26 protein-coding genes are annotated in these 26620 nt (G+C 71.2%); 17 read left to right on the forward strand and 9 right to left on the reverse strand.

Features of this window, described 5'->3' with window-relative positions; all coding sequences use genetic code 11:
- Nucleotides 1-53 precede the first annotated feature (53 nt).
- The 11 genes from uppS (at nucleotide 54) to lpxB (ending at nucleotide 11026) form a co-directional block, all read left to right on the forward strand.
- Complete coding sequence (gene uppS, locus BUE30_RS00470) at nucleotides 54-794, forward strand: polyprenyl diphosphate synthase (protein ID WP_073325631.1); 741 nt, start codon at nucleotides 54-56, stop codon at nucleotides 792-794.
- 7 nt (nucleotides 795-801) lie between these two features.
- On the forward strand, nucleotides 802-1620 hold the full coding sequence (locus BUE30_RS00475; protein ID WP_073325633.1) for a phosphatidate cytidylyltransferase: 819 nt from the start codon (nucleotides 802-804) through the stop codon (nucleotides 1618-1620).
- The gene (gene dxr / locus BUE30_RS00480) at nucleotides 1617-2789 is read left to right on the forward strand and encodes a 1-deoxy-D-xylulose-5-phosphate reductoisomerase (RefSeq protein WP_073325634.1); all 1173 of its coding nucleotides are present in this window, start codon (nucleotides 1617-1619) and stop codon (nucleotides 2787-2789) included. The genes BUE30_RS00475 and dxr overlap by 4 nt, the downstream gene beginning before the upstream one ends.
- 43 nt (nucleotides 2790-2832) lie before the next feature.
- A complete protein-coding gene (rseP, locus tag BUE30_RS00485) occupies nucleotides 2833-4152 on the forward strand; it encodes an RIP metalloprotease RseP (protein ID WP_073325636.1) in 1320 nt (439 codons plus the stop codon).
- A 223-nt stretch (nucleotides 4153-4375) separates the two neighbouring features.
- Entirely contained in the window at nucleotides 4376-4498 is a 123-nt protein-coding gene (locus BUE30_RS18130; protein WP_280157010.1) for a hypothetical protein, read from the forward strand.
- Between the two features lie 182 nt (nucleotides 4499-4680).
- Nucleotides 4681-6972, forward strand: a complete 2292-nt coding sequence (gene bamA, locus BUE30_RS00490; RefSeq protein ID WP_083600968.1) for an outer membrane protein assembly factor BamA — start codon at nucleotides 4681-4683, stop codon at nucleotides 6970-6972.
- A complete protein-coding gene (locus BUE30_RS00495; RefSeq protein ID WP_073325640.1) occupies nucleotides 6972-7706 on the forward strand; it encodes an OmpH/Skp family outer membrane protein in 735 nt (244 codons plus the stop codon). The genes bamA and BUE30_RS00495 overlap by 1 nt, the downstream gene beginning before the upstream one ends.
- Before the next feature lie 92 nt (nucleotides 7707-7798).
- Complete coding sequence (fabZ, locus tag BUE30_RS00500; protein ID WP_073325642.1) at nucleotides 7799-8290, forward strand: 3-hydroxyacyl-ACP dehydratase FabZ; 492 nt, start codon at nucleotides 7799-7801, stop codon at nucleotides 8288-8290.
- Nucleotides 8287-9090 (forward strand): acyl-ACP--UDP-N-acetylglucosamine O-acyltransferase, encoded by an 804-nt coding sequence (gene lpxA, locus BUE30_RS00505; RefSeq protein ID WP_073325644.1) that lies wholly within the window; start codon nucleotides 8287-8289, stop codon nucleotides 9088-9090. Before fabZ ends, lpxA begins: the two co-directional genes overlap by 4 nt.
- Nucleotides 9087-9881 carry an LpxI family protein gene (locus BUE30_RS00510; RefSeq protein ID WP_073325646.1) on the forward strand — a complete coding sequence of 265 codons (795 nt, stop codon included), beginning with the start codon at nucleotides 9087-9089 and terminating at the stop codon, nucleotides 9879-9881. The genes lpxA and BUE30_RS00510 overlap by 4 nt, the downstream gene beginning before the upstream one ends.
- Nucleotides 9882-9883: 2 nt before the next feature.
- Nucleotides 9884-11026: a lipid-A-disaccharide synthase gene (gene lpxB / locus BUE30_RS00515; RefSeq protein WP_073326493.1), complete on the forward strand. Its 1143-nt coding sequence runs from the start codon at nucleotides 9884-9886 to the stop codon at nucleotides 11024-11026.
- Here lpxB and mnmA read toward each other — a convergent pair.
- On the reverse strand, nucleotides 11023-12159 hold the full coding sequence (gene mnmA / locus BUE30_RS00520) for a tRNA 2-thiouridine(34) synthase MnmA (RefSeq protein ID WP_073325647.1): 1137 nt from the start codon (nucleotides 12157-12159) through the stop codon (nucleotides 11023-11025). The two genes, lpxB and mnmA, sit on opposite strands and share 4 nt — an antisense overlap.
- A 135-nt stretch (nucleotides 12160-12294) precedes the next feature.
- Between mnmA and sciP the strand changes: the two genes are divergently transcribed.
- The 5 genes from sciP (at nucleotide 12295) to BUE30_RS18135 (ending at nucleotide 17987) form a co-directional block, all read left to right on the forward strand.
- Complete coding sequence (gene sciP / locus BUE30_RS00525) at nucleotides 12295-12573, forward strand: CtrA inhibitor SciP (protein WP_073325649.1); 279 nt, start codon at nucleotides 12295-12297, stop codon at nucleotides 12571-12573.
- Nucleotides 12574-12663: 90 nt separating this feature from the next.
- Nucleotides 12664-13380, forward strand: a complete 717-nt coding sequence (gene ctrA / locus BUE30_RS00530) for a response regulator transcription factor CtrA (RefSeq protein WP_073325651.1) — start codon at nucleotides 12664-12666, stop codon at nucleotides 13378-13380.
- Nucleotides 13381-13458: 78 nt separating this feature from the next.
- Nucleotides 13459-15642, forward strand: coding sequence for an NAD-dependent DNA ligase LigA (gene ligA / locus BUE30_RS00535; protein WP_073325653.1), 2184 nt, complete (start codon nucleotides 13459-13461; stop codon nucleotides 15640-15642).
- Nucleotides 15642-17729: an ATP-dependent DNA helicase RecG gene (gene recG / locus BUE30_RS00540; RefSeq protein WP_073325655.1), complete on the forward strand. Its 2088-nt coding sequence runs from the start codon at nucleotides 15642-15644 to the stop codon at nucleotides 17727-17729. Before ligA ends, recG begins: the two co-directional genes overlap by 1 nt.
- Nucleotides 17730-17864: 135 nt before the next feature.
- The gene (locus tag BUE30_RS18135; RefSeq protein ID WP_280157012.1) at nucleotides 17865-17987 is read left to right on the forward strand and encodes a hypothetical protein; all 123 of its coding nucleotides are present in this window, start codon (nucleotides 17865-17867) and stop codon (nucleotides 17985-17987) included.
- Between the two features lie 208 nt (nucleotides 17988-18195).
- On the opposite strand, the gene BUE30_RS00545 is transcribed toward BUE30_RS18135, so the two are convergent.
- Nucleotides 18196-18648: an iron-sulfur cluster assembly scaffold protein gene (locus BUE30_RS00545; RefSeq protein ID WP_073325657.1), complete on the reverse strand. Its 453-nt coding sequence runs from the start codon at nucleotides 18646-18648 to the stop codon at nucleotides 18196-18198.
- 87 nt (nucleotides 18649-18735) lie between these two features.
- On the opposite strand from BUE30_RS00545, the gene hisI reads away from it, so the two are divergent.
- Nucleotides 18736-19092, forward strand: coding sequence for a phosphoribosyl-AMP cyclohydrolase (gene hisI, locus BUE30_RS00550; RefSeq protein WP_073325659.1), 357 nt, complete (start codon nucleotides 18736-18738; stop codon nucleotides 19090-19092).
- Here the strand turns inward: hisI and gluQRS are convergent.
- The 7 genes from gluQRS to gyrA form a co-directional block, all read right to left on the reverse strand.
- A complete protein-coding gene (gene gluQRS, locus BUE30_RS00555) occupies nucleotides 19089-19964 on the reverse strand; it encodes a tRNA glutamyl-Q(34) synthetase GluQRS (protein ID WP_073325661.1) in 876 nt (291 codons plus the stop codon). The genes hisI and gluQRS overlap by 4 nt on opposite strands.
- Nucleotide 19965: 1 nt before the next feature.
- On the reverse strand, nucleotides 19966-20157 hold the full coding sequence (locus BUE30_RS00560) for a hypothetical protein (RefSeq protein WP_073325663.1): 192 nt from the start codon (nucleotides 20155-20157) through the stop codon (nucleotides 19966-19968).
- 169 nt (nucleotides 20158-20326) lie between these two features.
- Nucleotides 20327-20671, reverse strand: coding sequence for a hypothetical protein (locus tag BUE30_RS00565; protein ID WP_073325664.1), 345 nt, complete (start codon nucleotides 20669-20671; stop codon nucleotides 20327-20329).
- Nucleotides 20672-20735: 64 nt separating this feature from the next.
- On the reverse strand, nucleotides 20736-21620 hold the full coding sequence (locus BUE30_RS00570; RefSeq protein WP_073325666.1) for a LysR family transcriptional regulator: 885 nt from the start codon (nucleotides 21618-21620) through the stop codon (nucleotides 20736-20738).
- A gap of 225 nt (nucleotides 21621-21845) precedes the next feature.
- On the reverse strand, nucleotides 21846-23246 hold the full coding sequence (gene trmFO / locus BUE30_RS00575; RefSeq protein ID WP_073325668.1) for a methylenetetrahydrofolate--tRNA-(uracil(54)-C(5))-methyltransferase (FADH(2)-oxidizing) TrmFO: 1401 nt from the start codon (nucleotides 23244-23246) through the stop codon (nucleotides 21846-21848).
- 48 nt (nucleotides 23247-23294) lie between these two features.
- Nucleotides 23295-23648, reverse strand: coding sequence for a DUF6614 family protein (locus tag BUE30_RS00580; RefSeq protein WP_073325669.1), 354 nt, complete (start codon nucleotides 23646-23648; stop codon nucleotides 23295-23297).
- A 153-nt stretch (nucleotides 23649-23801) separates the two neighbouring features.
- Nucleotides 23802-26615: a DNA gyrase subunit A gene (gene gyrA / locus BUE30_RS00585; RefSeq protein WP_073325671.1), complete on the reverse strand. Its 2814-nt coding sequence runs from the start codon at nucleotides 26613-26615 to the stop codon at nucleotides 23802-23804.
- Between the last annotated feature and the right edge of the window lie 5 nt (nucleotides 26616-26620).

Below are 26620 nucleotides of genomic sequence, written 5' to 3' on the forward strand. Positions count from 1 at the left end.
CCGGCCCGTCGGGGCAGGTTCGGCCGGAAGTTCCACGCTGAAGGAGGCCGGCAATGGCCCGCGACGAACAGATCAGGACGACGGCCACCGGGAACGGCCCGGGCCATGTCGCCGTCATCATGGACGGCAACGGACGCTGGGCGCAGTCCCGCGGCAAGCCCCGCCTCTTCGGCCACCATGCCGGCGCCAAGCGCGTCCGCGAGATCGTGGAGGCCTGCCCGGAGCTCGGCGTCAAGTACCTGACGATCTTCGCCTTCTCGACCGAGAACTGGAAGCGCACCCAGACCGAGGTGGCCGGCCTGATGAGCCTGTTCCGCCGCTACATCGAGCGCGAGGCCCGGGCCCTGCTCAAGAGCGGCGTGCGGGTGCGGTTCATCGGCGACCGCGTCCGGCTGGAGGACAAGCTGGTCGCGCTGATGGACGACCTCGAGATGCTGACCAGTTGCAACGACCGCGTGCACCTGACCATCGCCATCAATTACGGCGGCCGGGACGAGGTGACGCGTGCCGCCAAGCGGCTCGCCTACGAGATCGAGCAGGGCCGGCTGACGCATCAGGACGTCGATGCCGAGACGCTGGCGAAGTTCCTCGACACCCGTGTCCTTCCCGACCCCGACCTCGTCATCCGCACCTCGGGCGAGGCGCGGATCTCGAACTTCCTGCTCTGGCAATCGGCCTATTCGGAATACGAGTTCGTCGACACGCTCTGGCCCGATTTCACGCAGGCCGAATTCTCCCGCATCATCCGGGCCTTCGGTATCCGCGACCGCCGCTTCGGGGCGGTAAAGGCCTGACGGGACGGTGACCGGGCAACCCGCCACCCCGCCCGGCGCGGGCGATCGCTGGGCCGATCTCGCGCCGCGTCTGATCTCGGGCGCGGTGATCGCGGTGATCGGCCTCGTCGCCATCATCCTGGGCGGGCCGTGGTTCACCATGCTCGCCGTCTTCGCCTGCGCCGTGATGGTGTGGGAGCTGTGGATGATGATCGAGCCGGGGCGTCCGACCTCGGGCTCGATCTTCGCCGCCCTGGTCGCGTCGGTCCTGTCGGGGATGCTGACCTTCACCTCGCCCTGGGCGGCGGTGCTGTTCCTGGTCGCGCCGATCGTCGGCTGGGCGACGCTCCGGCGCGAGCGCCGGACCTGGCTGGCCTTTGCCCTCGGCATCCAGATCGCGGGCTGGGGCCTCGTCATGTTCCGGCACGAATACGGCTTCACCTGGCTGGTCTGGATGGTGCTGATCATCATCGCCGCCGACGTGGCCGGATACTTCGTCGGCAAATCCCTCGGCGGGCCGAAATTCTGGCCCCGCGTCAGCCCCAAGAAGACCTGGTCGGGCACGATCGGCGGCTGGGTCGCGGCGGCGCTGGTGGGGGCGGTGTTCGACCTGCTCTTCGTGCGCACCTCGTGGGAGATCATCCCGCTCTCGGTCGCGCTGGCCTTTGCCGGACAGATGGGCGACGTGGCCGAGAGCGCGCTGAAGCGCCGGATGGGGGTCAAGGACAGCTCGACCCTGATCCCGGGGCATGGCGGCCTCTTCGACCGGTTCGACGCGCTGCTCGGCGCCTCGCTGTTTCTGCTGCTGGTCGTCGGCCTGTTCGACCTGCCCGGGGTCGGCTTTTGAGGCGGGTCACGATCCTGGGGGCCACCGGCTCCATCGGGCAGAGCACCATCGACCTGATCGCCCGCGAGCCCGCGCTCTACGACGTGGTCGCGCTGACCGGCGGGCGCAACGTCGCGCGCCTCGCCGAGGACGCACGGCGGCTGCGGGCAGATGTCGCGGTGATCGCCGAGCCCGACCTGCTGGACGACCTGCGCGCGGCGCTGGACGGGTCGGGGATCGAGGCGCAGGCCGGCACGGCGGCGGTGATCGAGGCCGCGGCGCGCCCGGCGGACTGGATCATGTCGGCCATCGTCGGCTTCGCCGGCCTCGCCCCCTCGCTGGCGGCGCTGGATCAGGGCACGACGCTGGCGCTCGCCAACAAGGAGACGCTGGTCTGCGCGGGCCCTCTCGTCATGGCGCGGGCGCGCAGGGCGGGGGCGCGGGTGCTGCCGGTCGACAGCGAGCATTCGGCGATCTTCCAGGCGCTGCGGGGGGAAGAGGCCTCGGCCGTCGAGAAGGTGATCCTGACCGCCAGCGGCGGCGCCTTCCGCGACTGGCCGCTCGAGCGGCTGAAGGACGCGACCCCCGAAGAGGCCGCGACCCATCCCAACTGGGACATGGGCCAGCGCATCACGGTCGACAGCGCGTCGATGTTCAACAAGGCGATGGAGCTGATCGAGACGCGCGAGTTCTTCGGCATCGAGCCGGCGCGGATCGAGGCGGTGATCCATCCGCAATCGCTGGTCCATGCGCTCGTGCAGTTCGCCGACGGCGCGCTGATGGCCCATCTGGGCGCGCCCGACATGCGCCACGCGATCGGCCATGCGCTGCACTGGCCCGAGCGGCGCGACCTGCCGGTCGACCGGCTCGACCTCGCCGCGGTGGGGCGGCTCGATTTCGCCGCGCCCGACCCCGCGCGCTATCCCGCGCTGGCCCTCGCGGCCGAGACGATGCAAATCGGCGGCCATGCGGGCGCCGCCTTCAACGCCGCGAAGGAGCGGGCGCTGGACCATTTCCTCGCCCGGCGGATCCCGTTCCCGGGAATGGCCGAGGTGGTCGCGCGCGTGATCGACAGGATGTCATCGCAAGGCGGGCTGCATTCCGCCGCGATTACGGTAGAGAGCGTGGCAGGCATCGACGCCGACGCCCGCGCCCGCGCCGACGAGGCGGCCGCGGCGCTGACGCGCTGAGACCTGCGACCCGACCTGCGACGCACCTGCGAGGAGACGAGACGTGGACCTGATCCAGACCCTGCCGAGCTTCGGCGGCGCGACCTTCACGGTCCTGGCCTTCATCGTCGCGATCTCGATCATCGTCGCGGTCCACGAATACGGCCACTACATCGTCGGCCGCTGGTCGGGGATCCATGCCGAGGTGTTCTCGCTCGGCTTCGGTCCGGTGCTGTTCAGCCGCGTGGATCGCCGGGGCACGCGCTGGCAGGTCGCCGCGCTGCCGCTGGGCGGCTACGTCAAGTTCCTGGGCGACGCCAACGCCGCCTCGGTCGGGTCGACCGAGGTCGGCGAGGCCGACCGCCGGCGGACCATGCTGGGCGCCCCGCTCTGGGCGCGCGCGGCGACGGTGGCGGCGGGGCCGGCCTTCAACTTCGTCTTCTCGTTCCTCCTCTTCGCCGCGGTCCTGTTCAGCCAGGGCCGCCCGGCCGACCCGCTGAGCGTGGGCGAGCTGACGCCGCTTCCCGACAGCTTCGAGCAGACGCTCCTGCCCGGGGACGAGGTGCTCGCGGTCGCGGGGCAGGCGCTGGAGGGCGGGCAGTTCCCGGCCGACCTGCCGGTGGAGCCCGCGCCGGTCTGGACGATCGTGCGCGACGGCGAGACGATCGAGATCGCGGCGCCCTATCCGTTCCCCTCGCTCCTGGGGTCGATCAATCCCGGCTCGGCGGCCTATGACGGCGGGCTGCGGCCGGGCGATGTCGTCACGGCGGTCGGCGGCGACCCCGTCTACGCCTTCGATCAGCTCGTCGACGCGGTGCGCGAATCCGGCGGCGCGCCGATGGACCTGACCGTCTGGCGCGACGGCGAGAGCTTCGACGTGACCCTGACGCCGCGCCGCACCGATCTGCCGCTGCCGGGCGGCGGGTTCGAGACGCGCTGGCTGCTGGGCGCCGGGGCGGACCTGATGTTCACCCCGGTGATGGAGCGGTCCGGCCCCGTCGAGGCCTTCGTCCAGTCGGGCCAGCAGATCGGCTTCATCGTGTCGTCGTCGCTGTCGGGGATGTGGCACATCCTGACCGGCGCGATCTCGACCTGCAACCTCTCGGGCCCCGTCGGCATCGCCGAGACGAGCGGCCAGATGGCGAGCCAGGGCACGGTCAGCTTCCTGTGGTTCCTCGGCGTGATCTCGGTCGCGGTGGGGCTGCTGAACCTCTTTCCCGTGCCGGTGCTCGATGGCGGGCACCTGATGTTCCACGCCTGGGAGGCGGTGACGGGGCGGATGCCCTCGGACGGGGCGCTGCGGGTGATGATGGCGGCGGGGCTGGCGATCGTCCTGGCGCTGATGTGCTTCGCGCTGCTCAACGACCTGATCCTGTGCCCGTGACCCATTCGAGTCGAGGCTCCACGCGCGGGCAGGCCGCGCGGAGGGCCCCGGCGCGGCACACGGGGCCCGGCGCGGGACACGGGGCCCGGGCGGCACACGGGCCGCGCCGTCTCTCGGCGGCTCATGAGTCCGGGCCCTCGAGGGCCTGACCGCGCGTCAAACTTTCGCCCGAATTTCAGGTCACAAGGCTGGGCAGCGACCCATTCCAGATTTCGGCCCGACCATGCAGACCATCGCGACGGAAACCCGCAGGATTGCCTTCCTCATGTCCCTGAACTGGGACCGCGTGGCCGCGATCGGCGTGCTCTATGCCTCGCTCTGCTTCGCCGGCTGGATGGCGGGCTGAGCGCCGCAGCCCCGTCTTCAGCGTCGCCCGACAGGAACGCCCCCGCCGATATGACGCCGGGGGCGTCTGACGTTTTGACAAGATATTGCGCCTCGGCTAGTCCGGACTACACGAGGGGCCAAGCAGAACAGGCGGGACAGATGGCGGGACACGGGCAGGCGGCGCATCGCGCGGCGAGGCGTATGATCACCCGGCGCGGCCGCCGCGCGGCGGTCCTGGCGGGCACCGTGTCGGCCGCGCTCTGGGCCGGAACCGCCGCAGGCCAGACCTATGCCTTCAACGACGTCGTCGTGAACGGGAACGTCGCGCTCGAGGACGCGACAATCCTGTCCTATCTCGGCATCTCGCGCGGCGAGGCGGTGACCGCCGGCCAGCTGAACGACGGCATCCAGGCGATCCGAAATACCGGCCTCTTCGCCAGCGTGGACGCGGTGCCGCAGGGCGGCACGCTGGTCCTCAACGTCCAGGAATTCCCGACGATCGGCCGCATCGCCTTCGAGGGGAACAGCCGCCTGAGCGACGAGGAGCTGCTGGCGCTCGTCTCGGGCACCGCGCGGCGGGTCTACAACCCCGCCAATGTCGAGGCGGACGCGCTGCTCATCACCGAGGAATATGCCCGCCGCGGCCGGATCAACGCCACCGTCCGCCCGGTCCTGATCGAGCGCGAGAACAACGTCGTCGACGTCGTCTACGAGATCGCCGAGGGCGGCGTCTCCGAGATCGAGCGCATCTCCTTCGTCGGCAACCGGTCCTTCTCGGATGCGCGTCTGCGCGGCGTGCTCGAGACCAAGCAGGCGGGTCTGCTGCGCCAGATCATCCAGCGCGACGTGTTCGATCCCGCGAGGTTCGAGTTCGACCAGCAGGTGCTGCGCGACTTCTACCAGTCGCGCGGCTATGTCGACATGCAGATCACCGGCGCCGATGTCAGCCTGACGGCCGAGCGCGACGCCTACCTGATCACCTTCAACATCCAGGAAGGGCAGCAGTTCAGGATCGGCAACGTCACCGTCTCGTCCGAGATCCCCGAAGCGGACGTGGCCGATTACGTGCAGGCGATCCGCCCGCGCGAGGGTCAGGTCTACTCGCCGCAATTCGTCGACGAGAACATCGAGCGGCTCGAGCGGCTGGGCGCGCGCAACGGCGTGCCGTTCCTGACGGTCGAGCCGCGCATCACCCGCAACGATCGCGCGCTGGCGCTCGACATCGACTACGCGCTGGTGCGCGGCGAGCGGGTCTTCGTCGAGCGGATCGACATCGAGGGCAACAACACCACGCTCGACCGGGTGGTGCGCAACCAGTTCCGCACGGTCGAGGGCGACCCGCTGAACCGGCGCGAGATCCAGGACAGCGCGGAGCGGATCCGGGCGCTCGGCTACTTCGCCGACGTGGCGGTCGATACCCGGCCCGGATCGGCGCCCGACCAGGCGATCGTCGACGTGAACGTTGTCGAGCAGCCGACCGGCTCTCTCTCCTTCGGGGCGAACTTCAATTCCGATAACGGCGTCTCGCTGGTCGCGTCCTTCGCCGAGGCGAACTTCCTCGGGCGGGGGCAGGGGCTGTCCTTCTCGTTGCAGGCGGGGCGCGAGAGCCAGGTGCTTTCCTTCGACTTCAGCGAGCCGAACTTCCTGAACCGCGACCTGCGCTTCGGCTTCGAGGCGAGCTACACGAACACGGATAACGAGGAATCGCTCTACGACACGCGCGAATTCCGCCTCTCGCCCTCGTTCCAGTTCCCGATCAGCGATTACGGCCGGCTCGGCGTCTACTACGCCGCCGACTTCACCGAGATCGTCAACGTCTCGGACAGCGCGAGCCCGCTGATCCAGGCCGAGGCGGCGGAAGGGGGCCTCTGGACGCAGTCCGTCGGCTATTCTTACAGCTGGGACACGCGCCGCTCGGGCTTCGACAGCCGGTCGGATTTCGCGGTCCGCTTCGGCCAGGAATTCGGCTTCGGCGACCGCACCTTCATCGAGACGACGGGCATGGCGATGGCCCAGACCCGCGTCCTGCAGGAGGATGTCGTGCTGCGCGCCACGCTCGAGGGGGGGCTGCTGTCCTACCAGGACGGGCGGAGCCGGGTGACGGACCGCTACTTCCTGAACGGGACGCGGTTCCGCGGCTTCGAGTTCGCGGGCATCGGGCCGCGCGACGCCGACACGCTCGACGCGCTGGGGGGCGAATCCTACGCCGTGCTGCGGCTCGAGACCGAGTTCCCGCTCGGCCTGCCCGAGGAATACGGCATCTCGGGCGGCGCCTTCGTCAATTACGGGTCGGTCTGGGACGTGGGCGACACCCGCTCGCTCACCGAGGACGACATCCTCTACAACGACTTCACGGCGCGGGCGACGGCCGGCCTCACGGTCTTCTGGGACACGCCGATCGGGCCGCTGCGCTTCGACTTCTCCGAACCCATCCAGATCGAGGACGAGGACCGGGCGCGCAACTTCGACGTGTCCGTCGCCACGCGGTTCTGATGCGACGCGCGGCGCTGATCGCCGCCGCGCTCGCGCTGGGGCCGGGCGGCGCGCTGGTGGCGCAGGGGACGGGTGGCGGGCCGGTGTCGCCCGGTCCGGCGCCCGGTCCGGCGCCTGCCCCGGGGCCGGCCGCGACGCCGGACGGCGCGGCCCCCGCGGCCGGGCCGGTCCGCAGCGCCGTGCTGACCATCGACATCGAGCGGCTCTTCGCCGAGAGCGCCTTCGGCCAGCGGATCGCGGCCGAGATCCGGCAGGAGACCGAGGCGCTCGCGGCCGAGAACCGGGCCTTCGAGGCGCAGCTGACGGCCGAGGAGGTCGACCTGACCGAGCGGCGCCCCGGCATGGACCCCGCCGCCTTCCGCGAGGCGGCCGACGCCTTCGACGCGCGCGTGCAGCGCATCCGGGCCGAGCAGGACGCCAAGGAGGCCGCCCTCCAGTCCCGCCTGTCGGAAGAACGCGAGGACTTCCTCGCCGTGGCGACCCCCGTCCTCGGTCGCCTGATGATCGAGAGCGGGGCCGCCGTCCTCCTGGACCGGCGCAACGTCATCCTCGGCGTCAGCCTTGTCGACGTGACCGACGCGGCGATCCTGCGGATCGACGAGGAGATCGGCGACGGTGCCGCCGCGGTCCCCGACGGTCCCGGCCCGGACGAAGCGGGCACGGATCCGGGGGAGGAGCCGGGCACAGATCCCGCCCCGGCGGCGCCGGGTGACGGGGCGATGCCGGCGGAGTGACGGCGCGCGGGCCGCATGCGGGGGCCGCGCGCTTGCCCTCGGGCCGGCGCGCTTGATATGGGGCGGGGGCACCCAGACGGAAGGCGCCGCCCATGACCGATGCGACCGAAGGGGGGCCCGCCGAGGCCCCGACCCGCAGTGCCGATATCGGCCTGATCCAGCGTATCCTGCCGCATCGCTATCCGTTCCTCCTGGTCGACCGTGTGACCGGGATCGACGGGCTCAAGAGCTGCGTCGGGCTCAAGAACGTCACGATGAACGAGCCCTATTTCCAGGGGCATTTCCCCGGCAATCCGATCATGCCCGGCGTCACGATCGTCGAGGCGATGGCGCAGACGGCCGCCGTCATGTGCGGCGTCACGATGGACAAGACCGACGGGAACCTGGCGGTCTATTTCATGGCGATCGACGGTTGCAAGTTCCGCCGCAAGGTCGTGCCCGGCGACCAGCTACGGATGGAGATCACGACCCTGCGCGGCAAGGCGGGCGGCAAGGTCTGGCGCTTTGCCGGCCGCGCCACGGTCGAGGGCGAGCTGGCCGCCGAGGCGGAGTTCACCGCCATGATGGACGTCCCCGCCGCATGACCGCGCGGATCGACGCCTCTGCCGTGATCCATCCGGCCGCCTGCGTCGAGGACGGCGCCACCGTGGGCCCCGGCGCCCGGATCGGGGCCTTCGCCTATGTCGGGCCGGAGGTGGTGCTGGGCGCAGGGGTCGAGCTGCGCCCGCAGGCCCATGTCACCGGCGACACCCATATCGGCGAGGGGAGCGTGGTGTTCCCCTTCGCCGTGATCGGAGAGGTGCCGCAGGACCTCAAGTTCGGGGGCGAGCGGACGAGCCTGCGGATCGGCGCCCGCAACCGGATCCGCGAGCATGCGACGATGCATGTCGGCACGGCCGGCGGGGGCGGGGTCACGCGCATCGGCGATGACGGGCTGTTCATGGCCGGCAGCCACGTCGCCCATGACTGCATCGTCGGCGACCGGGTCGTGCTGGTGAACCATGCCGGGCTGGCCGGGCACGTGCAGGTCGGCGACGACGCCATCGTCGGCGGCATGGCCGGGATCCACCAATGGGTGCGGATCGGGCAGGGCGCGATGATCGGCGCGCTGGCCAAGGTCAGCCGCGACGTGCTGCCCTTCGGCCTGGTCGACGGTCCCGGCGCGACGCTCGAGGGGATGAACCTCGTCGGGCTGCGCCGCCGCGGCGCGAGCCGGGCCGAGATCGCGGCCCTGCGCGAGGCCTTCGAGACGCTCGCCAGGGGCGAAGGCGCCTTCGGCGAACGTGCCGCCGCACTGCCGGAGGGGCAGGGCGCGCTGCTCGACGCGCTCCGCGCCTTCGTCCTGGCCGAAACCGACCGGCATTACCTGACCGCCCGCGGATGATCGCGCTGATCGCGGGGCGGGGCGATCTGCCATCGGCGCTGCTGGAGCGTCTGGCCGCGCGCGGGCAGGTGCCGCTGGTCCGGGCGCTGGAAGGCAATGCGCCGGACCTGCCCCCGGACGTGCCCGTGCGATCCTTCCGGCTCGAGACCCTGGGCACCCTGATCGAAGAGCTCCGGGCGGCGGGGGTGGACCGGCTCTGCATGGCGGGGGCGATCGATCGGCCGGCCCTCGACCCGGCACGGATCGACGCGGCGACCGCCCCGCTGGTCCCGCGTCTCGCCGGAGCGCTCGGCGCGGGGGATGACGGGGCGCTGCGCGCCGTGATCGCCGTCTTCGAGGAGGCGGGCCTGACAATCCTCGCCGCGCACGAGATCGCGCCGGACCTGCTCGTGTCGCCCGGCCGCCAGGGCGCCGCCATGCCCGGGCCGGAGGCCGAGGCGGATATAGAGGCGGGCCTCGCCTGTCTCGTCGAGATGGGGGCGGCCGATAGCGGGCAGGCCTGTCTCGTGCGGGACGGGACGGTGATCGCGCGCGAGGACGCGGCCGGGACCGACGCGATGCTCGCCGCCGCCGGCGAGGTGCCGGGCGCCGTGCTCGTCAAGGGGCCGAAGCCGGGGCAGGACCGCCGCGTCGACCTGCCCGTCATCGGTCCAGGCACCGCCCGGGGCGCGGTGCGCGCCCGGCTCGCCGGGATCGCGGTCGTCGCGGGCGGCACGATGCTCCTTCGGCGCGAGGAGGCGCTGGCCGTCCTCGACGCATCGGGCCTCTGGCTGGTCGCGCAGGAGCCATGAGCCTGCACGTCTTCCTGATCGCGGGCGAGCCGTCGGGCGACCGGCTGGGCGCTGCGGCGATGCGGGGCCTGCGCCGGCTCGTGCCGGAGGTGCGCTTCTCCGGCATCGGGGGGGACGAGATGGCGCGGCAGGGGCTGACCTCGCTCTTTGCGATGTCCGACCTCTCGGTGATGGGCCTGACCGAGGTGCTGCCGCGCCTGCGGCACCTCTTCCGGCGCCGCGACCAGACGGTGGAGGCGATCCTCGCCGATCCGCCGGACGTGCTGCTGACCATCGACAGCCCGGATTTCTGCCTGCGGGTGGCGAAGGCGGTGCGGGCGCGGGCCGGGGTGCGGATCGTCCATTACGTCGCCCCGTCGGTCTGGGCCTGGCGGCCGGGACGGGCCGCGAGGATGGCGCCGCATGTCGACCAGGTTCTCGCGCTGCTGCCGTTCGAGCCGCCCTACATGGAGGCCGCCGGCATCCCCTGCGACTTCGTCGGCCACCCCGTCGTGTCCGATCCGCAGGCCACGGCGGAGGAGGAGGCCGCGCTGCGCGAGGAGCTGGGGATCGGGGCGGGGCCGATGATCCTGGCCCTGCCGGGCAGCCGCGCCGGCGAGGTCGCGCGACTGGCGGACCGCTTCGGCGAGACGCTCTCTCGGGTCTGCGCGCGGCATCCGGGGGCGCGGGTGGTCCTGCCGGCGGGCGGTGCGGTGGCGGATCTCGTCCGCGAGAAGATTGCGGACTGGGTGCCGCCGCCGCTCGTCCTGCTGCCGCGGAACGACCCGGACGGCGCCCGCAAGCGGGCGGCCCTCGCCGCGGCCGATGTCGCGCTCGCCGCCTCCGGCACGGTCTCGCTCGAGCTGGCGGCGGCGGGTACGCCGATGGTGATCGGCTACGACAGCTCGTGGACGACGCGCCAGATCGCCAAGCGGATGCTGCTGATCGACCGGGTCTGCCTCGTGAACCTGGTCACCGACAGCCATGTCGTCCCCGAGTTCATCGGCGAGGCCTGCCGCCCCGGCCCCATGGCCGACGCCCTCTGCGCCGTGCTGGAGGCACCCGGGCCGCAGCGCCGGGCGCTGGACGACACGATGCGGCAGCTCGGCCGGGACGGCGAGGATCCGGGACTGCGCGCCGCCCGGGCGATCCTGTCGCGGCTCTAGCGGGTGATCCAGCCGCCGCCGAGGACGCGGCTGCCGCCGGTCTCGTAGAAGACGCAGGCCTGGCCGGGAGAGACGCCCTCCTCGGCGATGGCCAGCTCGACCTCGCCGGTCGTCGCGCCGGTGGGGCGCAGCACCGCCTCGACCGGCGGCTTGGTCGAGCGGACCTTGACGCTGATCTCGCGGCGGCCGGCCGCGAAGGGGCCGTCGCCCAGCCAGTTGATCTCCTTCACCGGCACGGTGCGGGTGGCGAGCATCTCCTTGGGGCCGACGACGACCTGCCGCGCGTCCACGTCGAGCTTCACCACGTAGAGCGGCTCGGTCAGGCCGCCGATGCCGAGGCCGCGGCGCTGGCCGATCGTGTAGTGGATGACGCCGCGATGGTCCCCGAGGTCGCGTCCGTCGACATGGACGATCCGGCCCGGATCGGCGGCACCGGGGCGCAGCTTCTCGATCACCGCGGCGTAGTTCCCGTTCGGCACGAAGCAGATGTCCTGGCTGTCGGGCTTGTCGGCGATCGACAGGCCGTGCTTCGCCGCCAGCGCCCGCGTCTCGGCCTTCGACGCCAGGTGGCCCAGCGGGAAGCGCAGGTAGGAGAGCTGCTCGGGCGTGGTGGAGAAGAGGAAGTAGGACTGGTCGCGGTTCGGATCGGCGGCGCGATGCAGTTCGGGCCCCGCCGCGCCCTCGCGGCGCTGGATGTAGTGGCCCGTCGCCATGCAATCGGCCTCGAGATCCTTCGCCGTCTCCAGCAGGTCGCGGAACTTCACCCGCTCGTTGCAGCGGATGCAGGGCACGGGGGTCGCCCCGGCGAGGTAGCTGTCGGCGAATTCGTCGATCACGGATTCGCGGAAGGTGTTTTCGTAATCCAGCACGTAATGGGGAAAGCCCATCGCCTCGGCCACGCGGCGGGCATCGTGGATGTCGCGGCCGGCGCAGCAGGCCCCCTTCTTCGCCAGCGCCGCGCCGTGATCGTAGAGCTGCAGCGTGACCCCGACGACGTCGTAGCCCTCGGCCGCGAGCTCGGCCGCGACGACGGAGCTGTCGACCCCGCCCGACATCGCCACCACGACGCGCGTTTCGGCCGGCGGCTTGGCGAAACCGAGCGAATTCAGCCCGGACGTGCGATCGAGCGGCATGGGGGATCTCCGGCTGGGGTGCAAGGCGGCGAATATAGGAAAATGCCCCATATTCTCAAGGCCCCGCTTCATGCTCCCTTAAGCGCGCGCGCCCATCCAAGGGGTCCGGAACTGGGCCTTTGGGGTGAGGGGAAGATGTACCTGAAGAAAGTCGACGGGCCGCGATCGGTGACGTTGCCGGACGGCCGGATCATGACGCGGGCCGACCTGCCGCCGGCCAAGACGCAGCGCTGGGTCGCCTCGCGCAAGGCGGCCGTGGTCCGCGCGGTGACGGCGGGCCTCATCTCGCGCGAGAGCGCGCTGCAGACCTACGCCCTGTCGGAGGAGGAGTTCGACGAATGGGCCAACGCGGTCGAGACCCACGGGGAGGCGGCCTTGCGAACCACTGCGCTGCAGAAGTACCGGCATCCGTGAACTTGATCGCGCCACGATCCTCCGCCAGAGTAACGCAAGGTTAACCAGCGACCGCCTAGTCTGCGTCGACATCAAGCGGAGGTGAGGTTCATGCGTATCCTTCTGGTCGAAGACGACCCTGCGACGTCCCGGAGCATCGAACTGATGCTCACCCATGCCAATCTCAACGTCTATGCCACCGACCTGGGAGAGGAGGGGATCGATCTCGCGAAACTCTACGATTACGATCTGATCCTCCTCGACCTCAACCTGCCCGACATGAACGGCCACGAGGTGCTGCGGCAGCTGCGGCTCAGCCGGATCGACACCCCGATCCTGATCCTGTCGGGCGATGACGGCACGGAGAGCAAGTTGCGGGGCTTCGGCTTCGGCGCGGACGATTACCTGACCAAGCCCTTCCACCGCGAGGAACTGGTCGCCCGGATCCACGCGATCATCCGCCGGTCGAAGGGGCATGCCCAGTCGGTGATCCAGACCGGGCGCATCACGGTCAATCTCGACGCCAAGACGGTCGAGGTGGACGGAACCCCGGTCCACCTGACGGGCAAGGAATACCAGATGCTCGAGCTGCTCTCGCTGCGCAAGGGCACGACCCTGACCAAGGAGATGTTCCTCAACCATCTCTACGGCGGGATGGACGAACCCGAGCTCAAGATCATCGACGTCTTCATCTGCAAGCTGCGCAAGAAGCTCAGCCAGGCGACGGGCGGCGACAACCATATCGAGACGGTCTGGGGCCGCGGCTACGTCCTGCGCGATCCCGAACACTCGGACGACAGCAATTCGCGGATCGCCCTCGGCGCCTGAACGCGCCTGCCGCGGCCGGCCTTTACGATCGTCCGGCCCGGGCCGATAACGGGTCGGCAGCGCGATCAGGGGGCGGCGGTGACCAGCGACACGAGCGAGACATCCGGTCTGCGGGACCGCCCGGTCGAGGATCTCGATCCCGAATCCGCGACGCGAGAGCTCGCCGCCCTGGCCGCGATGCTCGAACAGGCGAACGTCGCCTATCACGGGGAGGACGCGCCCTTCCTGGACGATGCCGAATACGACCGGCTGAAGCGCCGCAATGCCGCGATCGAGGCGCGGTTCCCCGAGCTGAAGCGCGTCGACAGCCCTTCCGAGAAGGTGGGCGCCGACCCCGCCGCGCCCTTCGCCAAGGTCACCCATGCCCAGCGGATGCTGAGCCTCGACAACGTCTTCGACCGCGAGGAAGTGACGGAATTCGACGCGCGGATCCGCCGCTATCTGGGCCTCGGCCCCGAGGATCCGCTCGCCTACACGGCCGAGCCCAAGATCGACGGCCTCTCGCTGTCGCTGCGCTACGAGGGCGGGCGGCTGGTGCAGGCGGCGACGCGTGGCAACGGCGCGGTGGGCGAGAACGTCACCGCCAATGCCCGCACCATCGACGACATCCCGCAGGCGCTGGACGGCGCGCCGGACGTGCTGGAAGTGCGGGGCGAGGTCTACATGTCGCACGAGGATTTCGCGGCGCTCAACGCGCGGGCGCCGGGGGGGCGGACCTTCGCCAATCCGCGCAACGCCGCCGCCGGCTCGTTGCGGCAGCTCGATGCCGGGATCACCCGCGACCGGCCGCTGAAGTTCTTCGCCTATGCCTGGGGCGAGGTGTCGGAGCCGCTGGCCGACACGCAATCCGGCGCGATCGGGCGGCTCGCGGATCTGGGGTTCCGCACGAACCCGCTGACCCGCCGCTGCGACGGACCCGGCGCTCTGATCGCCGCCTGGGAGGAGATCGAGGCGGCGCGGGCGATGCTCGGCTACGACATCGACGGCGTCGTCTACAAGGTCGACAGCCTGGACTACCAGCGCCGGCTCGGCCTGCGCTCGACCACGCCCCGCTGGGCGACGGCGCACAAGTTCCCGGCCGAGCTCGCCTGGACCCGGCTCGAGGCGATCGACATCCAGGTCGGCCGCACCGGCGCGCTCTCGCCCGTCGCGCGGCTCGCCCCGGTCACGGTCGGCGGGGTCGTCGTCAGCAACGCCACGCTCCACAACGAGGATTACATCGCGGGGCGCGCCGCCGACGGCAGCGAGATCCGGGGCGGCAAGGACATCCGCGTCGGCGACTGGGTGCAGATCTACCGCGCGGGCGACGTGATTCCCAAGGTCGCGGATGTCGACATCGCCCGCCGCCCGGACGGGGCCGAGCCCTTCGCCTTTCCCCGGACCTGCCCCGAATGCGGCTCGGACGCGGTGCGCGAGGCGGGCGATTCGGTCCGTCGCTGCACCGGCGGCCTGGTCTGTCCCGCCCAGGCGCTGGAGAAGCTGAAGCATTTCGTCTCGCGCGCCGCCTTCGACATCGAGGGGCTGGGCGCGAAACAGGTCGAGATGTTCTTCCACGACGACGTGCTGCGGGTCCGCGAGCCGGCCGACATCTTCACCCTGCCGGCCCGCGACGCGGCGGCGGACATTCCGCTGGCACAGCGCGAGGGCTACGGCGAGGTCTCGGCCCGCAATCTCTTCGCCGCGATCGAGGCGAAGCGGCGGATCCCGCTGGCGCGGCTGCTCTTCTCGCTGGGCATCCGGCATCTGGGCGAGGTGGCCGCGCAGGATCTCGCCCGTCATTTCCAGAGCTGGGAGGCGCTGGCCGGCGCGGCGGACCGCGCCGCGCAGGAGCCCGCCTATCCCGAGCCGGACCGCGAGAGCCTGAGAGCCAGCCCCGCCTGGGGCGAGATCACCGGCATCGACGGCGTGGGACTCACGCTCGCCACCTCTCTCGTCGCCGCGCTCGCCTCGCCGGAGGAGCGGGCGGCCATCGACCGGCTGGTGGACCAGCTGGAACGGATCGATCCGCCGGAGGGGCAGGCCAAGGACAGCCCGGTGACGGGCAAGACGATCGTCTTCACCGGCACGCTCGAGAAGATGACCCGGGCCGAGGCCAAGGCGCGGGCCGAGGCGCTGGGGGCGAAGGTGTCGGGCAGCGTCAGCGCGAAGACGGACCTCGTCGTGGCGGGGCCGGGCGCGGGGTCCAAGGCGGCGCGGGCGGCCGAGCTGGGTGTCGAGACGATCGACGAGGACGGCTGGATCGCCCTGATCGGCGGGATCTGATGGCCGGCCGGCCCGAGATCCTCTGGCCGCTCTTCGGCGGCCTGTCGGAGCTGAAGGGCGTGGGCCCCAAGACCGAGAAGGCGCTGGCCGCCGGCGGCCTCGCCACGCCGCGCGACCTGCTCTTCACCCTGCCGTCCCAGGCGGTGGACCGTCGCCGCCGCGCCAGCGTGACCGAGATCGTGCCGCCCGCCGTCGCCACGGTCGAAATCACGGTGCGCGGCCACCAGCCCAACGCGGCGAAGGGGCGCCCCTACCGCGTCACGGTCGAGGATTCGGGGACGACCTTCCAGCTCGTCTTCTTCCACGCGCGGCGCGACTGGCTGGAGAAGCTGCTGCCGGTCGGCGTGCGCCGCCTCGTCTCGGGCCGGGTGGAGCTGTTCGACGGCATGGCGCAGATGGTCCATCCCGATCACGTCCTGCCGCTCGAGGAGGCGGAGGAGATCCCGGCGGTGGAGCCGGTCTATCCGCTCACCGGCCAGGTCACGCAGAAGGTGATGGCCAAGGCGATCCGCGGCGCGCTGGCGCTGGCCCCCGATCTGCCGGAATGGGCCGACCGCGCCCTGCTGGAGCGCGAGGGTTGGCCGAGCTGGCAGGCCGCCATCCGGTCGGCCCATGCGCCGGAGAGTCCGGCCGACATCGCGGCGACCGCCCCCGCCCGGGCGCGGCTCGCCTATGACGAGCTGATGGCGCATCAGCTGACGCTCGCGCTGGCCCGGGCCCGCGCGCGCGCCCGGCCGGGTCGGGCGAGTTCGGGGGACGGGCGGCTGCGGAACCGGGTGCTCGCCGCGCTTCCCTATGCCCCGACCGGGGCGCAGACCCGCGCGGTGGCCGAGATCGCGGCCGACCTCGCCGCGCCCCGTCGGATGAACCGGCTGCTGCAGGGCGATGTGGGGGCCGGCAAGACGCTGGTCGCCTTCCTGTCGCTGCTCGTCGCGGTCGAGGCGGGCGGGCAGGGCGCGATGATGGCCCCGACCGAGATCCTCGCCCGGCAGCACCTCGCCGGGCTGCGTCCGCTGGCCGAGAGCGCGGGCGTCGTGGTCGAGATCTTGACGGGCCGCCACAAGGGGGCCGAGCGGGCGCGCAAGCTGGCCGCGCTCGCGGCGGGCGACATCCATGTCCTCGTGGGCACCCATGCCGTGTTCCAGAAGGATGTCGTCTTCGCGGACCTGCGCCTCGCCGTGGTGGACGAGCAGCACCGGTTCGGCGTCTCGCAGCGGATGGAGCTGGGGGCGAAGGGCGAGCGGGTCGACGTGCTGGTGATGACCGCGACGCCGATCCCCCGCAGCCTCGCGCTCTCGCAGTACGGCGACATGGACGTGTCCGTCCTCGACGAGAAGCCGCCGGGACGCAGCCCGATCTCGACCGCGCTCGTCTCGCTCGGCCGGCTGGACGAGGTGGTCGAGAGCCTGCGCCGCGCCGTGGCCGAGGGGCGGCAGGTCTACTGGGTCTGCCCGCTGGTCGAGGAGAGCGAGGTCAGCGAGCTGACCGCCGCGACCGAGCGGTTCAAGCGGCTGCGCGCCGCGCTGGACTGCGAGGTGGGGCTGGTCCACGGTCAGCTGCCCCCGGCCGAGAAGGACGCGGCCATGGCCCGCTTCCAGTCGGGCGAGACGAAGGTGCTGGTCGCCACCACGGTGATCGAGGTCGGCGTGGACGTGCCGAACGCGTCGATCATGGTGATCGAGCGGGCCGAGACCTTCGGCCTCGCCCAGCTGCACCAGCTGCGGGGTCGGGTCGGGCGCGGCTCGGCGAAATCCTCCTGCCTGCTGCTCTACCAGCCGCCGCTCTCCGATGCGGGGCAACGGCGCCTCGCCATCCTGCGCGACAGCGAGGACGGGTTCCGCATCGCCGAGGAGGATCTGGCGCTGCGCGGCGCGGGCGACGTGATCGGCACGGCGCAATCGGGCCTGCCGCGGTTCCGCATCGCGGATCTGGAACGGCAGGCCGGGCTCATGCAGGTCGCGCAGAGCGATGCCCGCCGCCTTCTGGCCGAGGATCCGGCGCTGGACGGGCCGCGGGGGCAGGCGGCCCGCGTCCTTCTGTGGCTGATGGAACAGGACCGGGCGATCCGGCTGATCGACATCGGGTAGGATCCTTTCGTTCCGGATCAGGGACTTGGCCGTTCGTGCATGATCGACGCCGCAGATGTTCTCACAAAGTTCTTTACAGGGGCGGAACGATATGAGAACAAAGCATCAACGGAGACGATACGACGGAGGAACGACATGACCGAGGACATCAAGGCCGCCCTGTCCCGCAGCCGCGACACCCTTCTGGCCGATGCCGTCGGCGCCGCGGCGCTGGCGATCCTCCTCGTCGGGGGGCTCGGCCTGCCGCACCTGATCTGACCCGTTCTGCCCGGCGATCTCGCGCCGCTGCCGTCCACCTGTTCCCAGCGCCCGTCCCCAACAGGCGCATCACCGCGGGCGAGGGGGGCTCTGCCTCCCCCCGTCGCCCCGACCAGGACGGCGCGGTGTCCCACGCGAGGTCGCACATCCTGCCGCCGCGTCCCCATCCCGGGGCGCGGCGGTTCTTTTCGTTCGGGTGGCCGGCGGGTCAGGCGGAGCGGGCGGCCCGCGCCTCTTCCATCGCGGCGAGAATCGCCTCGAAGGCAAGAAGGATGGAGGGGTGACGGTTCTTGTAGTCTCGCGCCGGCTCCAGCACCTCGAGCTCGGCGAAAGGCGCGTCCGGGACCGGGCCGCCCTCCTTCAGCATCGCCTTCAGCTGGTCGCGCCCGCGGGCCAGCGTCGCCTCGTCGAGGCCGATCGCCTCTGCGCCCAGGATCGCGGCCGAGGCCTGGCCGAGGGCGCAGGCCTTCACGTCCTGCGCGAATTCCGCCACGCGGCCGTCCTCGATCCGCACATCCGCCGTGACGGTCGAGCCGCAGAGGGGCGAGCGCTTGCGCGCCGAGCCATCCGGCGCGTCCAGCCGGCCGAGATGCGGGATCTCGGCGGTCAGGGCGAGGATGCGCCCGGAATAGAGCTTGATGAGATCGGTCTCGGCGGTCATGGCGTCCCCCCGGGGATTGGCGTTGTCGCGGCGGCGACGGCCCCTTAGATAGGCGCGCCAACCGCCCACGGCCAGAGGATCCGCCCGATGTTCGACCCCGCCACCCTGCGCTTCGACGCCGCGGGCTTGCTGCCCGCCATCGCCCAGGACGCGGAGAGCGGCGAGGTGCTGATGCTGGCCTGGATGAATGCCGAGTCCGTCGCCCGCACGCTGGAGACGGGGCGCGTCACCTACTGGTCGCGCTCGCGCCGGGCCTTCTGGGTCAAGGGCGAGACCTCGGGCCACGTGCAGGAGCTGGTGGAGATGCGGCTCGACTGCGACCGCGACTGCCTGTTGGTGCTGGTGCGCCAGACCGGGCCGGCCTGCCATACCGGGCGCCGCTCGTGCTTCTACACCGCGATCCGGGACGGGGCTGAGACCGAGATCATGGCGCCGATCGCCTAGAGACCGACCATCCGGCGGATGTCCTGCGGCGTCGCCCCCTCTGCCCGGTAGCGCGACAGGGCGCGGGCGTCGTCGCGCTTGGCCAGGCGGCGGCCGGTCTCATCGCGGATCAGGCGGTGATGGCGGTAGACCGGCCGGGGCAGCCCCAGAAGGCGCTGCAGGATCGCGTGGATCCGCGTCGCCTCGAACAGGTCCCGACCGCGCACGACATGGGTGACGCCCTGCGCCGCGTCGTCGAGCACGACGGACAGATGGTAGGACGTGCCGAACTCCCGGCGGGCGAGGACGACGTCGCCGATCCCCCGGACCACCTGTCCCCTGGTGGTGGCGACCGCGCCTGTCTCGCCCGCCGGCCCGGCCCCGTCCTCGGTGAAGGTCAGGACCCCGTCCGGGGCGACCAGGTCGAAGGCGCGGCCGATGTCGAGGCGGAGCGCGGAATCCGGGGGCATCGGCGCGCTGCGCGGGCCGGGATCGGCGGGGCGGCAGGTGCCGGGATAGACGATACCGTCCGGCCCCATCACCGGCTCGCCCTCGTTCGGGGCGGAGGCGGCCTCGATCACGTCGCGGCGGCGGCAGTTGCAGGCATAGATCGCCCCCTCGCCCCAGAGCCGCTGCAGGCAGTCGCGATAGGCGCCGAGCCGGTCCGATTGCCGCAGGACGGGTCCGTCCCAGGTCAGGCCCAGCCAGGCGAGGTCGTCCAGCAACGCCGCCTCCCAGCCGGGCTTCGAGCGCTGACGGTCGATATCCTCGATCCGCAGGAGGAAGGCGCCACCCTGCGACCGCGCGAAATCATGCGCGGTCATCGCCGAGAAGGCATGGCCGAGATGCAGCGGCCCGGTCGGAGAGGGCGCGAACCGGGTGACGAGGGTCAAGTCAGTTCGACAGCCAGCGCGTCTTGCGTTCGTGGATCACGAGCCAGGCCAGGATGATGAAGGCCGGGTGGCCGAGACCGCCCGAGATGATGATGGCCGGAAGCCAGATGAAGAAGATCACGATCCCGAGGATCGGCCGCCCCGCCAGCAGGATCGCGAGCGGCGGCAGGATCAGGGCGAGGAGGTAGAGCATGGGCAGGGGTCCGGTGGGCTGGATGTCTGTCCCCCCCGATATGGGGTCCGGTCCCGGCACCGGCAAGTTCCGGCCCCTCCCACCTGGCCCCTTCCACCCGGGCCCGCCGCGCAGGCACCCCGCCGGGGCGCGGCACCCCGGCGGTCCTGTCCCGGCGAGGGGGCGGCGATCAGTGGGTCTCGCGCCAGGCGCGCGGCAGCAGGACCGCCCCGCCACCGCCCAGCAGCAGCAGGGGCAGCGTCAGTACGGTCGTCAGCACCGCCAGAACGCCGGGAATGACCGAGCCGGGCACGAGCAGCACATGCGCGGTCATCAGGGCGGCGGCGATGCAGGCCATGCGGCGGGTATTGACCCCGATGCACAGCCACACGGCCGCGACCGCCAGCATCGCGCCGACGGCGATGTCGGCGGGACCCGGCGCGCCGGAAAGGTGGGAATCCACGCAGAAGGTCGCAGCCACGCCGGAGGCGATGGCGACCGCAATGCGGCTCGCTGTCGGGATTGCGCTGGTCATCTCGTGCCTCGATCGGTGGGCTCTTTGGCCCTTGCCCCGATACTGCGCCCTCGGCGCCCGGCGCTCAACCCGGAATTGCCTGAGAACCGCTTTGCGAAACCGCACCGATCCCGGACCGGCGGTAGATCGTGTCGGCCCGGCGGAACCCGTCGACGATCCAGTCGATCATCTTCTCGATCACCGGATCGCCGCGCCGCGTCTCGTGCCAGAAGGCCCAGAACTCGCCGGTCCAGTCGTCGTCCTGCGCGGGCAGGGGGGCGATGTCGGGATGGTCCACGGCGTCGCAATAGGGCAGCGGCGCGGCCAGCGCGGTGCGCTTCACGATCTCGGCAAGGGCGCCGAAGGTCGTCACCCTGAGCGAGGGCGGCTGTCCGAACCGCGCGAATCCGAGCTGCATGGCAGGGTGGCTGTCCCATTCCTCGGACAGGGCCGCCCAGTCCTGCGGCGGCACGCCGCCGCTGCGCGAGAACAGGCGGAAGGTCACCCGCCCGACGCGGCGGGTCAGCAGCCGGCCGCTTTCCGGCACGCCGAGGCGGATGACGATGTCGCAATCGCCCAGTCCCTCGCCCGTGAGGCGGTCGATGAAGGTCAGGTTCACCTGCGGGGGCAGGCGGGCCACGTCCGGCAGCAGGATGCCGGCGGACACGAAGGGCAGGCAGCCGATCTGGATCGGCACCCGCGCCTCCCCGCTGCGGCTGCGGACGCGCGACATCTCGAGCGCGAGCCTGCCCTCGACCTGCTCGGCGATGTCGATGAGGGGCAGGATCCGGTCCGCCGGCTGCCAGCCGTTCTGCTGACGGACGAAGGGCGGGTAGCCCAGACGCTCGGTCAGCCGCTCCATCCGGCGCGAGACGGTGGCGACGTTGGTCCGCAGGGATTTCGCCGCCTCGGTCATCGTGGCGCAGCGCGACATCGCGAGGAGGTAGCGCAGGTCGTCCCAGTCCTTCATCGTCCGTCCCCTCCCGGTCACGCCCTCCCGGAACCAGAATGCGGCGGAGGACGGTCCGGTCAATGATCTCCGCGCCCTAAGCGGCGTTGTGGGCGATCTCCGCCCACGAGGCGGCGCTGTGGGCGGTCTCCGCCCACCAGGCGACATTGTGGGCGATCCGCGCCCACCAGGCGGCGCTGTGGGCGATCCGCGCCCACCAGGCGGCGCTGTGGGCGATCTTCGCCGCTATGCGGCGCTGTGGGCGGGATCCGTCGTGGCCGCCGGCGCGCCGGCTCCGGCGAGCCAGTCGGTCCAGTCGGCCTTGGCCCGGTCGGTATAGCCCCTGTAGCGGTCCTTGCGCCCGCGCCGGCCGCCCCGCACCCCGTCCAACGGCGGGAAGAGGCCGAAATTGACGTTCATCGGCTGGAAGGTCCTGGCATCCGCGCCGCCGGTGATATGCGCGACCAGCGCGCCGATGGCGGTCGTGCGCGGGACCGGGGCGAGTGTGCGGCCCGCGATCTCGGCCGCGGCGAGACGCCCGGCGAGCAGGCCCATCGCGGCGGATTCGACATAGCCCTCGACACCCGTGACCTGCCCCGCGAAGCGGATGTTCGGCCGGCTCTTCAGCCGCATCTGCGAATCCAGCAGGGTGGGCGAGTTGAGGAAGGTGTTGCGGTGGATCCCCCCGAGGCGCGCGAAGGACGCCTCCTCCAGCCCGGGAATCATACGGAATACACGGGTTTGCGCGCCATACTTCATCTTGGTCTGGAACCCGACGATATTGTAGAGCGTGCCGAGCGCGTTGTCGCGGCGCAGCTGCACCACGGCATAGGGCTTGGTCTCCGGGGCGTGGGGATTGGTCAGGCCGATCGGCTTCATCGGGCCGAAGCGCAGCGTCTCGCGCCCGCGCTCGGCCATGACCTCGATCGGCAGGCAGCCGTCGAAATAAGGAGTGGGGTCGGGGGCGGAGGATGCCTCGCCCACGCGGAACTCCGTCTTCTCGGCCTCGAGCAGCGCGTCGATGAAGGCCTCGTACTGCGCCTTGTCCATCGGGCAGTTGATGTAGGCCGTGCGCTCCTCCTCGGTCTCGCCCTTGTCGTAGCGGGACTGGCGCCAGGCGACGGACATGTCGATCGTCTCGGCATGGACGATCGGCGCGATCGCGTCGAAGAAGGCGAGCGCCTCGGCCCCCGTTTCCGCCGCGATGGCCTGTCCGAGCGCGGCCGAGGTGAGCGGGCCCGTGGCGAGGATCCAGTGCCCCTCGCGCGGCAGCTCGGTCACCTCCTCGTCGGTGATCGTGATCCGGGGATGGGCGCGCAGGGCGGCGGTGACCGCGGCGGCGAAGGGGTCGCGGTCGACGGCCAGCGCGCCGCCCGCCGGCAGGCGATGGGCATCGGCGGTCCGCATGATGAGGCCGCCCGCCTCCCGCATCTCCCAGTGGAGAAGGCCGACCGCGTTCTGTTCGTCGTCGTCCGAGCGGAAGGAATTCGAGCAGACCATCTCGGCGAGATCGCCGGTGCGGTGGGCGAAGGTGCCGACGCGCGGCCGCATCTCGTGGATGACGACGGGGACGCCCGCCTCTGCGGCCTGCCAGGCGGCTTCGGACCCGGCCATGCCGCCGCCGACGATGTGGAGTGTCTCTGTCATGGACGCGGCCTAGCGCAGATCGCGCGGGCGGTGAAGTCCCGCGCCCGGTCACACCAGCGCGACACGCTCTCTCTGCGCGGGATCGGGATAGGGACGGTAGAGGCCGTGGCGCGCCGTCGCGATCATGTCGTGCATCCGGTCGTAGAGCCGCTGGGTCTCGTCGTCCTCGGCCCGGCCGAGCGTGGCGAAGGCGGTGTCGAGCTGGGCCAGGTCCTCGACCATGACCTCGAGGATGAAATCGCTGTGCGCCCCGGAGGCCAGGCCGAACTTGCGCCGGAACAGCCGCCAGTCTGCGATCAGGCCGCGCGCGACGAGCGCGCCGAACCACGCCTCCGCCGCCTGGGCGAAGGCGAGGGCCTTCTCGCCGTCCTTCAGCTCGATCTGACTGTGATAGAGGTTCATCGGCGCGATCCCGGAAATGTCGACCGGTGATCGCATCGAAAAGCTAAGGCCGGATGAACGCGGCCGGCAGGCCGTTATCCGGGCGACGGGGGCGCAAAGGGCCCCCGCGCCATCGCGATCACGACGAGGGCGCGGGGGGCCGTCGGCACGGCGTCATTCGTCGCCCGGCATCCCCTCGGGCCCCTCGGACGGGGCCCCGCCATCCGCATCGCCCGGAGCCTCGCCGATCTCCTCGGCCTCGCTCTCGGCGATCCAGGCGACGCCCACGACCTCCTCTCCCTTGCGGGTGTCGAAGACCTTGACCCCGCCGGCCGTGCGCGAACGGAACGAGATCCCCTCGACCGGGACGCGGATCGACTGGCCGGTCGAGGTGACCAGCATGATCTGGTCGCCCATCTCGACCGGGAAGGAGGTGACGATCGGCCCGCCGCGCATCGCGCGGTCCATCGCGCCGACGCCCTGGCCGCCGCGCCCGCGGACGGGATAGTCCATCGAGGACGAGATCTTGCCCGACCCGCCGGTGGTGATGGTCAGGATCAGGTGCTCGGCCGCCGACATCTCGGCATAGCGGTCCTGGCTGATCGTGCCGGGGGCCGCCGCCTCCTCGTCCTCGTCGGCCTCGATCTCGGCATCGTCGGTCAGGCCGGCCATGGCGCGGCGCATCTTGAGATAGGCCGCGCGCTCCGCCGGGTCCGCCTCGAAATGGCGCAGCACCGACATCGACACGACGCTGTCCCCCTCCTGCAGGCGGATGCCGCGCACGCCGACCGAGGCGCGCGAGTTGAAGACCCGCACGTCGGTCGAGGGAAAGCGGATCGCCCGGCCGAGCGCGGTGACCAGCATCACGTCGTCCTCGGGCGAGGCGATGCGCGCGCCCATCAGGCGCATGCCCTCGTTCTCGTCCTCGAACTTCATCGCGATCTTGCCGGCGCGGTTCACGTTGGTGAAGTCGCTCAGCGCGTTGCGCCGCACGGTCCCGCGGTCGGTGGCGAAGACGATCTGCAACTCGTCCCATTCCTCCTCGGGGCGGTCGACCGGCATGATCGCCGCGATCGAGACGCCCGTGGGGATCGGCAGGATATTGACGATCGCCTTGCCGCGCGAGGCGCGCGAGCCGGCGGGCAGGCGCCAGCACTTCAGCTTGTAGGCCATGCCGTCGGTGGTGAAGAAGAGCAGCTGCGTGTGCGTGTTCGCCACGAACAGCGTCGTGACGACGTCGTCCTCCTTCAGGCCCCCGCCCGACAGGCCCTTGCCGCCGCGCCGCTGGGCCCGGAAATCGGCCAGCGGGGTGCGCTTGATGTAGCCGCCCTGCGTGACGGTCACGACCATGTCCTCGCGCTCGATCAGGTCCTCGTCGTCGAGGTCGCCCGCCCAGTCCACGATCTCGGTCCGGCGGGGCACGGCGAAGAGGCTCTTCACCTCGTTCAGCTCGTCGCGGATGATGCCGAGGATGCGGTCGCGCGAGCGCAGGATGTCGAGGTAGTCCCTGATCTTCGCGGCGAGGTCGGCGAGCTCGTCCGTCACCTCCTTGACGCCCAGCTGCGTGAGGCGCTGCAGCCGCAGCTCCAGGATCGCGCGGGCCTGCGCGTCGGAAAGGTTGTAGGTCCCGTCCTCGTTCATCGTGTGGGTCGGATCGTCGATCAGCCGGATGAAGGGCGCGATCTCCTCGGCCGGCCAGCGCCGCTCCATCAGCCTCTCGCGCGCCTCGGCGGCATCGGCGGAGGCGCGGATGGTGGCGACCACCTCGTCCACGTTGCTGACGGCCACGGCGAGGCCGCACAGGATGTGGGACCGCTCGCGCGCCTTGCGCAGCAGGTAGGCGGTGCGGCGGGCGATCACCTCCTCCCGGAACTCGAGGAAGGCGGTGAGGAAGCGGCGCAGCGTCAGCGTCTCGGGCTTGCCGCCGTTGAGTGCCAGCATGTTGCAGCCGAACGATGTCTGCATCGGGGTGAAGCGGAAGAGCTGGTTCAGCACCACGTCCGCGGTCGCGTCGCGCTTGAGCTCGACCACGACGCGGACGCCGGAGCGGTCGCTCTCGTCCTGGACGTGGGCGATCCCCTCGATCCGCTTGTCGCGCGCCGCCTCGGCGATGCGCTCGATCATGGTGGCCTTGTTAACCTGGTAGGGGATCTCGTCGATCACGATGGCCCACCGGTCGCGGCGGATCTCCTCCACATGGGTCTTCGACCGGATGAGGACGGAGCCGCGCCCTTCGAGATAGGCCTTCCGCGCGCCGGAGCGGCCGACCATGATTCCCCCCGTGGGGAAGTCGGGGCCGGGGACGTAGTCGATCAGCGCCTCGCTCGACAGGTCCGGATCGTCGATCAGAGCGAGGCAGGCGTCGACGACTTCACCCAGATTGTGGGGCGGGATGTTGGTCGCCATGCCGACGGCGATGCCGCCCGCGCCGTTGACCAGCATGTTCGGGAACCGGGCGGGCAGGACCGTCGGCTCTTCCTGCTTGCCGTCGTAATTGTCCTGGAAGTCGACGGTGTCCTTGTCGATGTCGGCCAGCAGGTAGGCGGCCGGCTTGTCCATCCGCACCTCGGTGTAGCGCATGGCGGCGGCATTGTCGCCGTCCATCGAGCCGAAATTGCCCTGCCCGTCGAGCAGCGGCAGCGACATCGAGAAATCCTGCGCCATCCGCACGAGCGCGTCGTAGATCGCGCTGTCGCCATGCGGGTGGTACTGGCCCATCACGTCGCCGACGGGGCGGGCGGACTTGCGGTAGGGCTTGTCGTGGGTGTTCCCCGTCTCGTGCATCGCGAAGAGGATCCGGCGGTGCACCGGCTTCAGGCCGTCGCGCAGGTCGGGGATCGCGCGGCTCACGATCACGCTCATCGCGTAATCGAGATAGGCGGTCCTCATCTCGTGGCTGATCGAGACCGTCGGCCCGTCATAGGACGGCTTTTCGGGCTGCGCGCCCGTTTCGTCATCGTTTTCGGGCGGTTCGGGCGTGTCGCTCATCGCCG

Source organism: Wenxinia saemankumensis (genome assembly GCF_900141735.1).
GTDB lineage: Bacteria > Pseudomonadota > Alphaproteobacteria > Rhodobacterales > Rhodobacteraceae > Wenxinia > Wenxinia saemankumensis.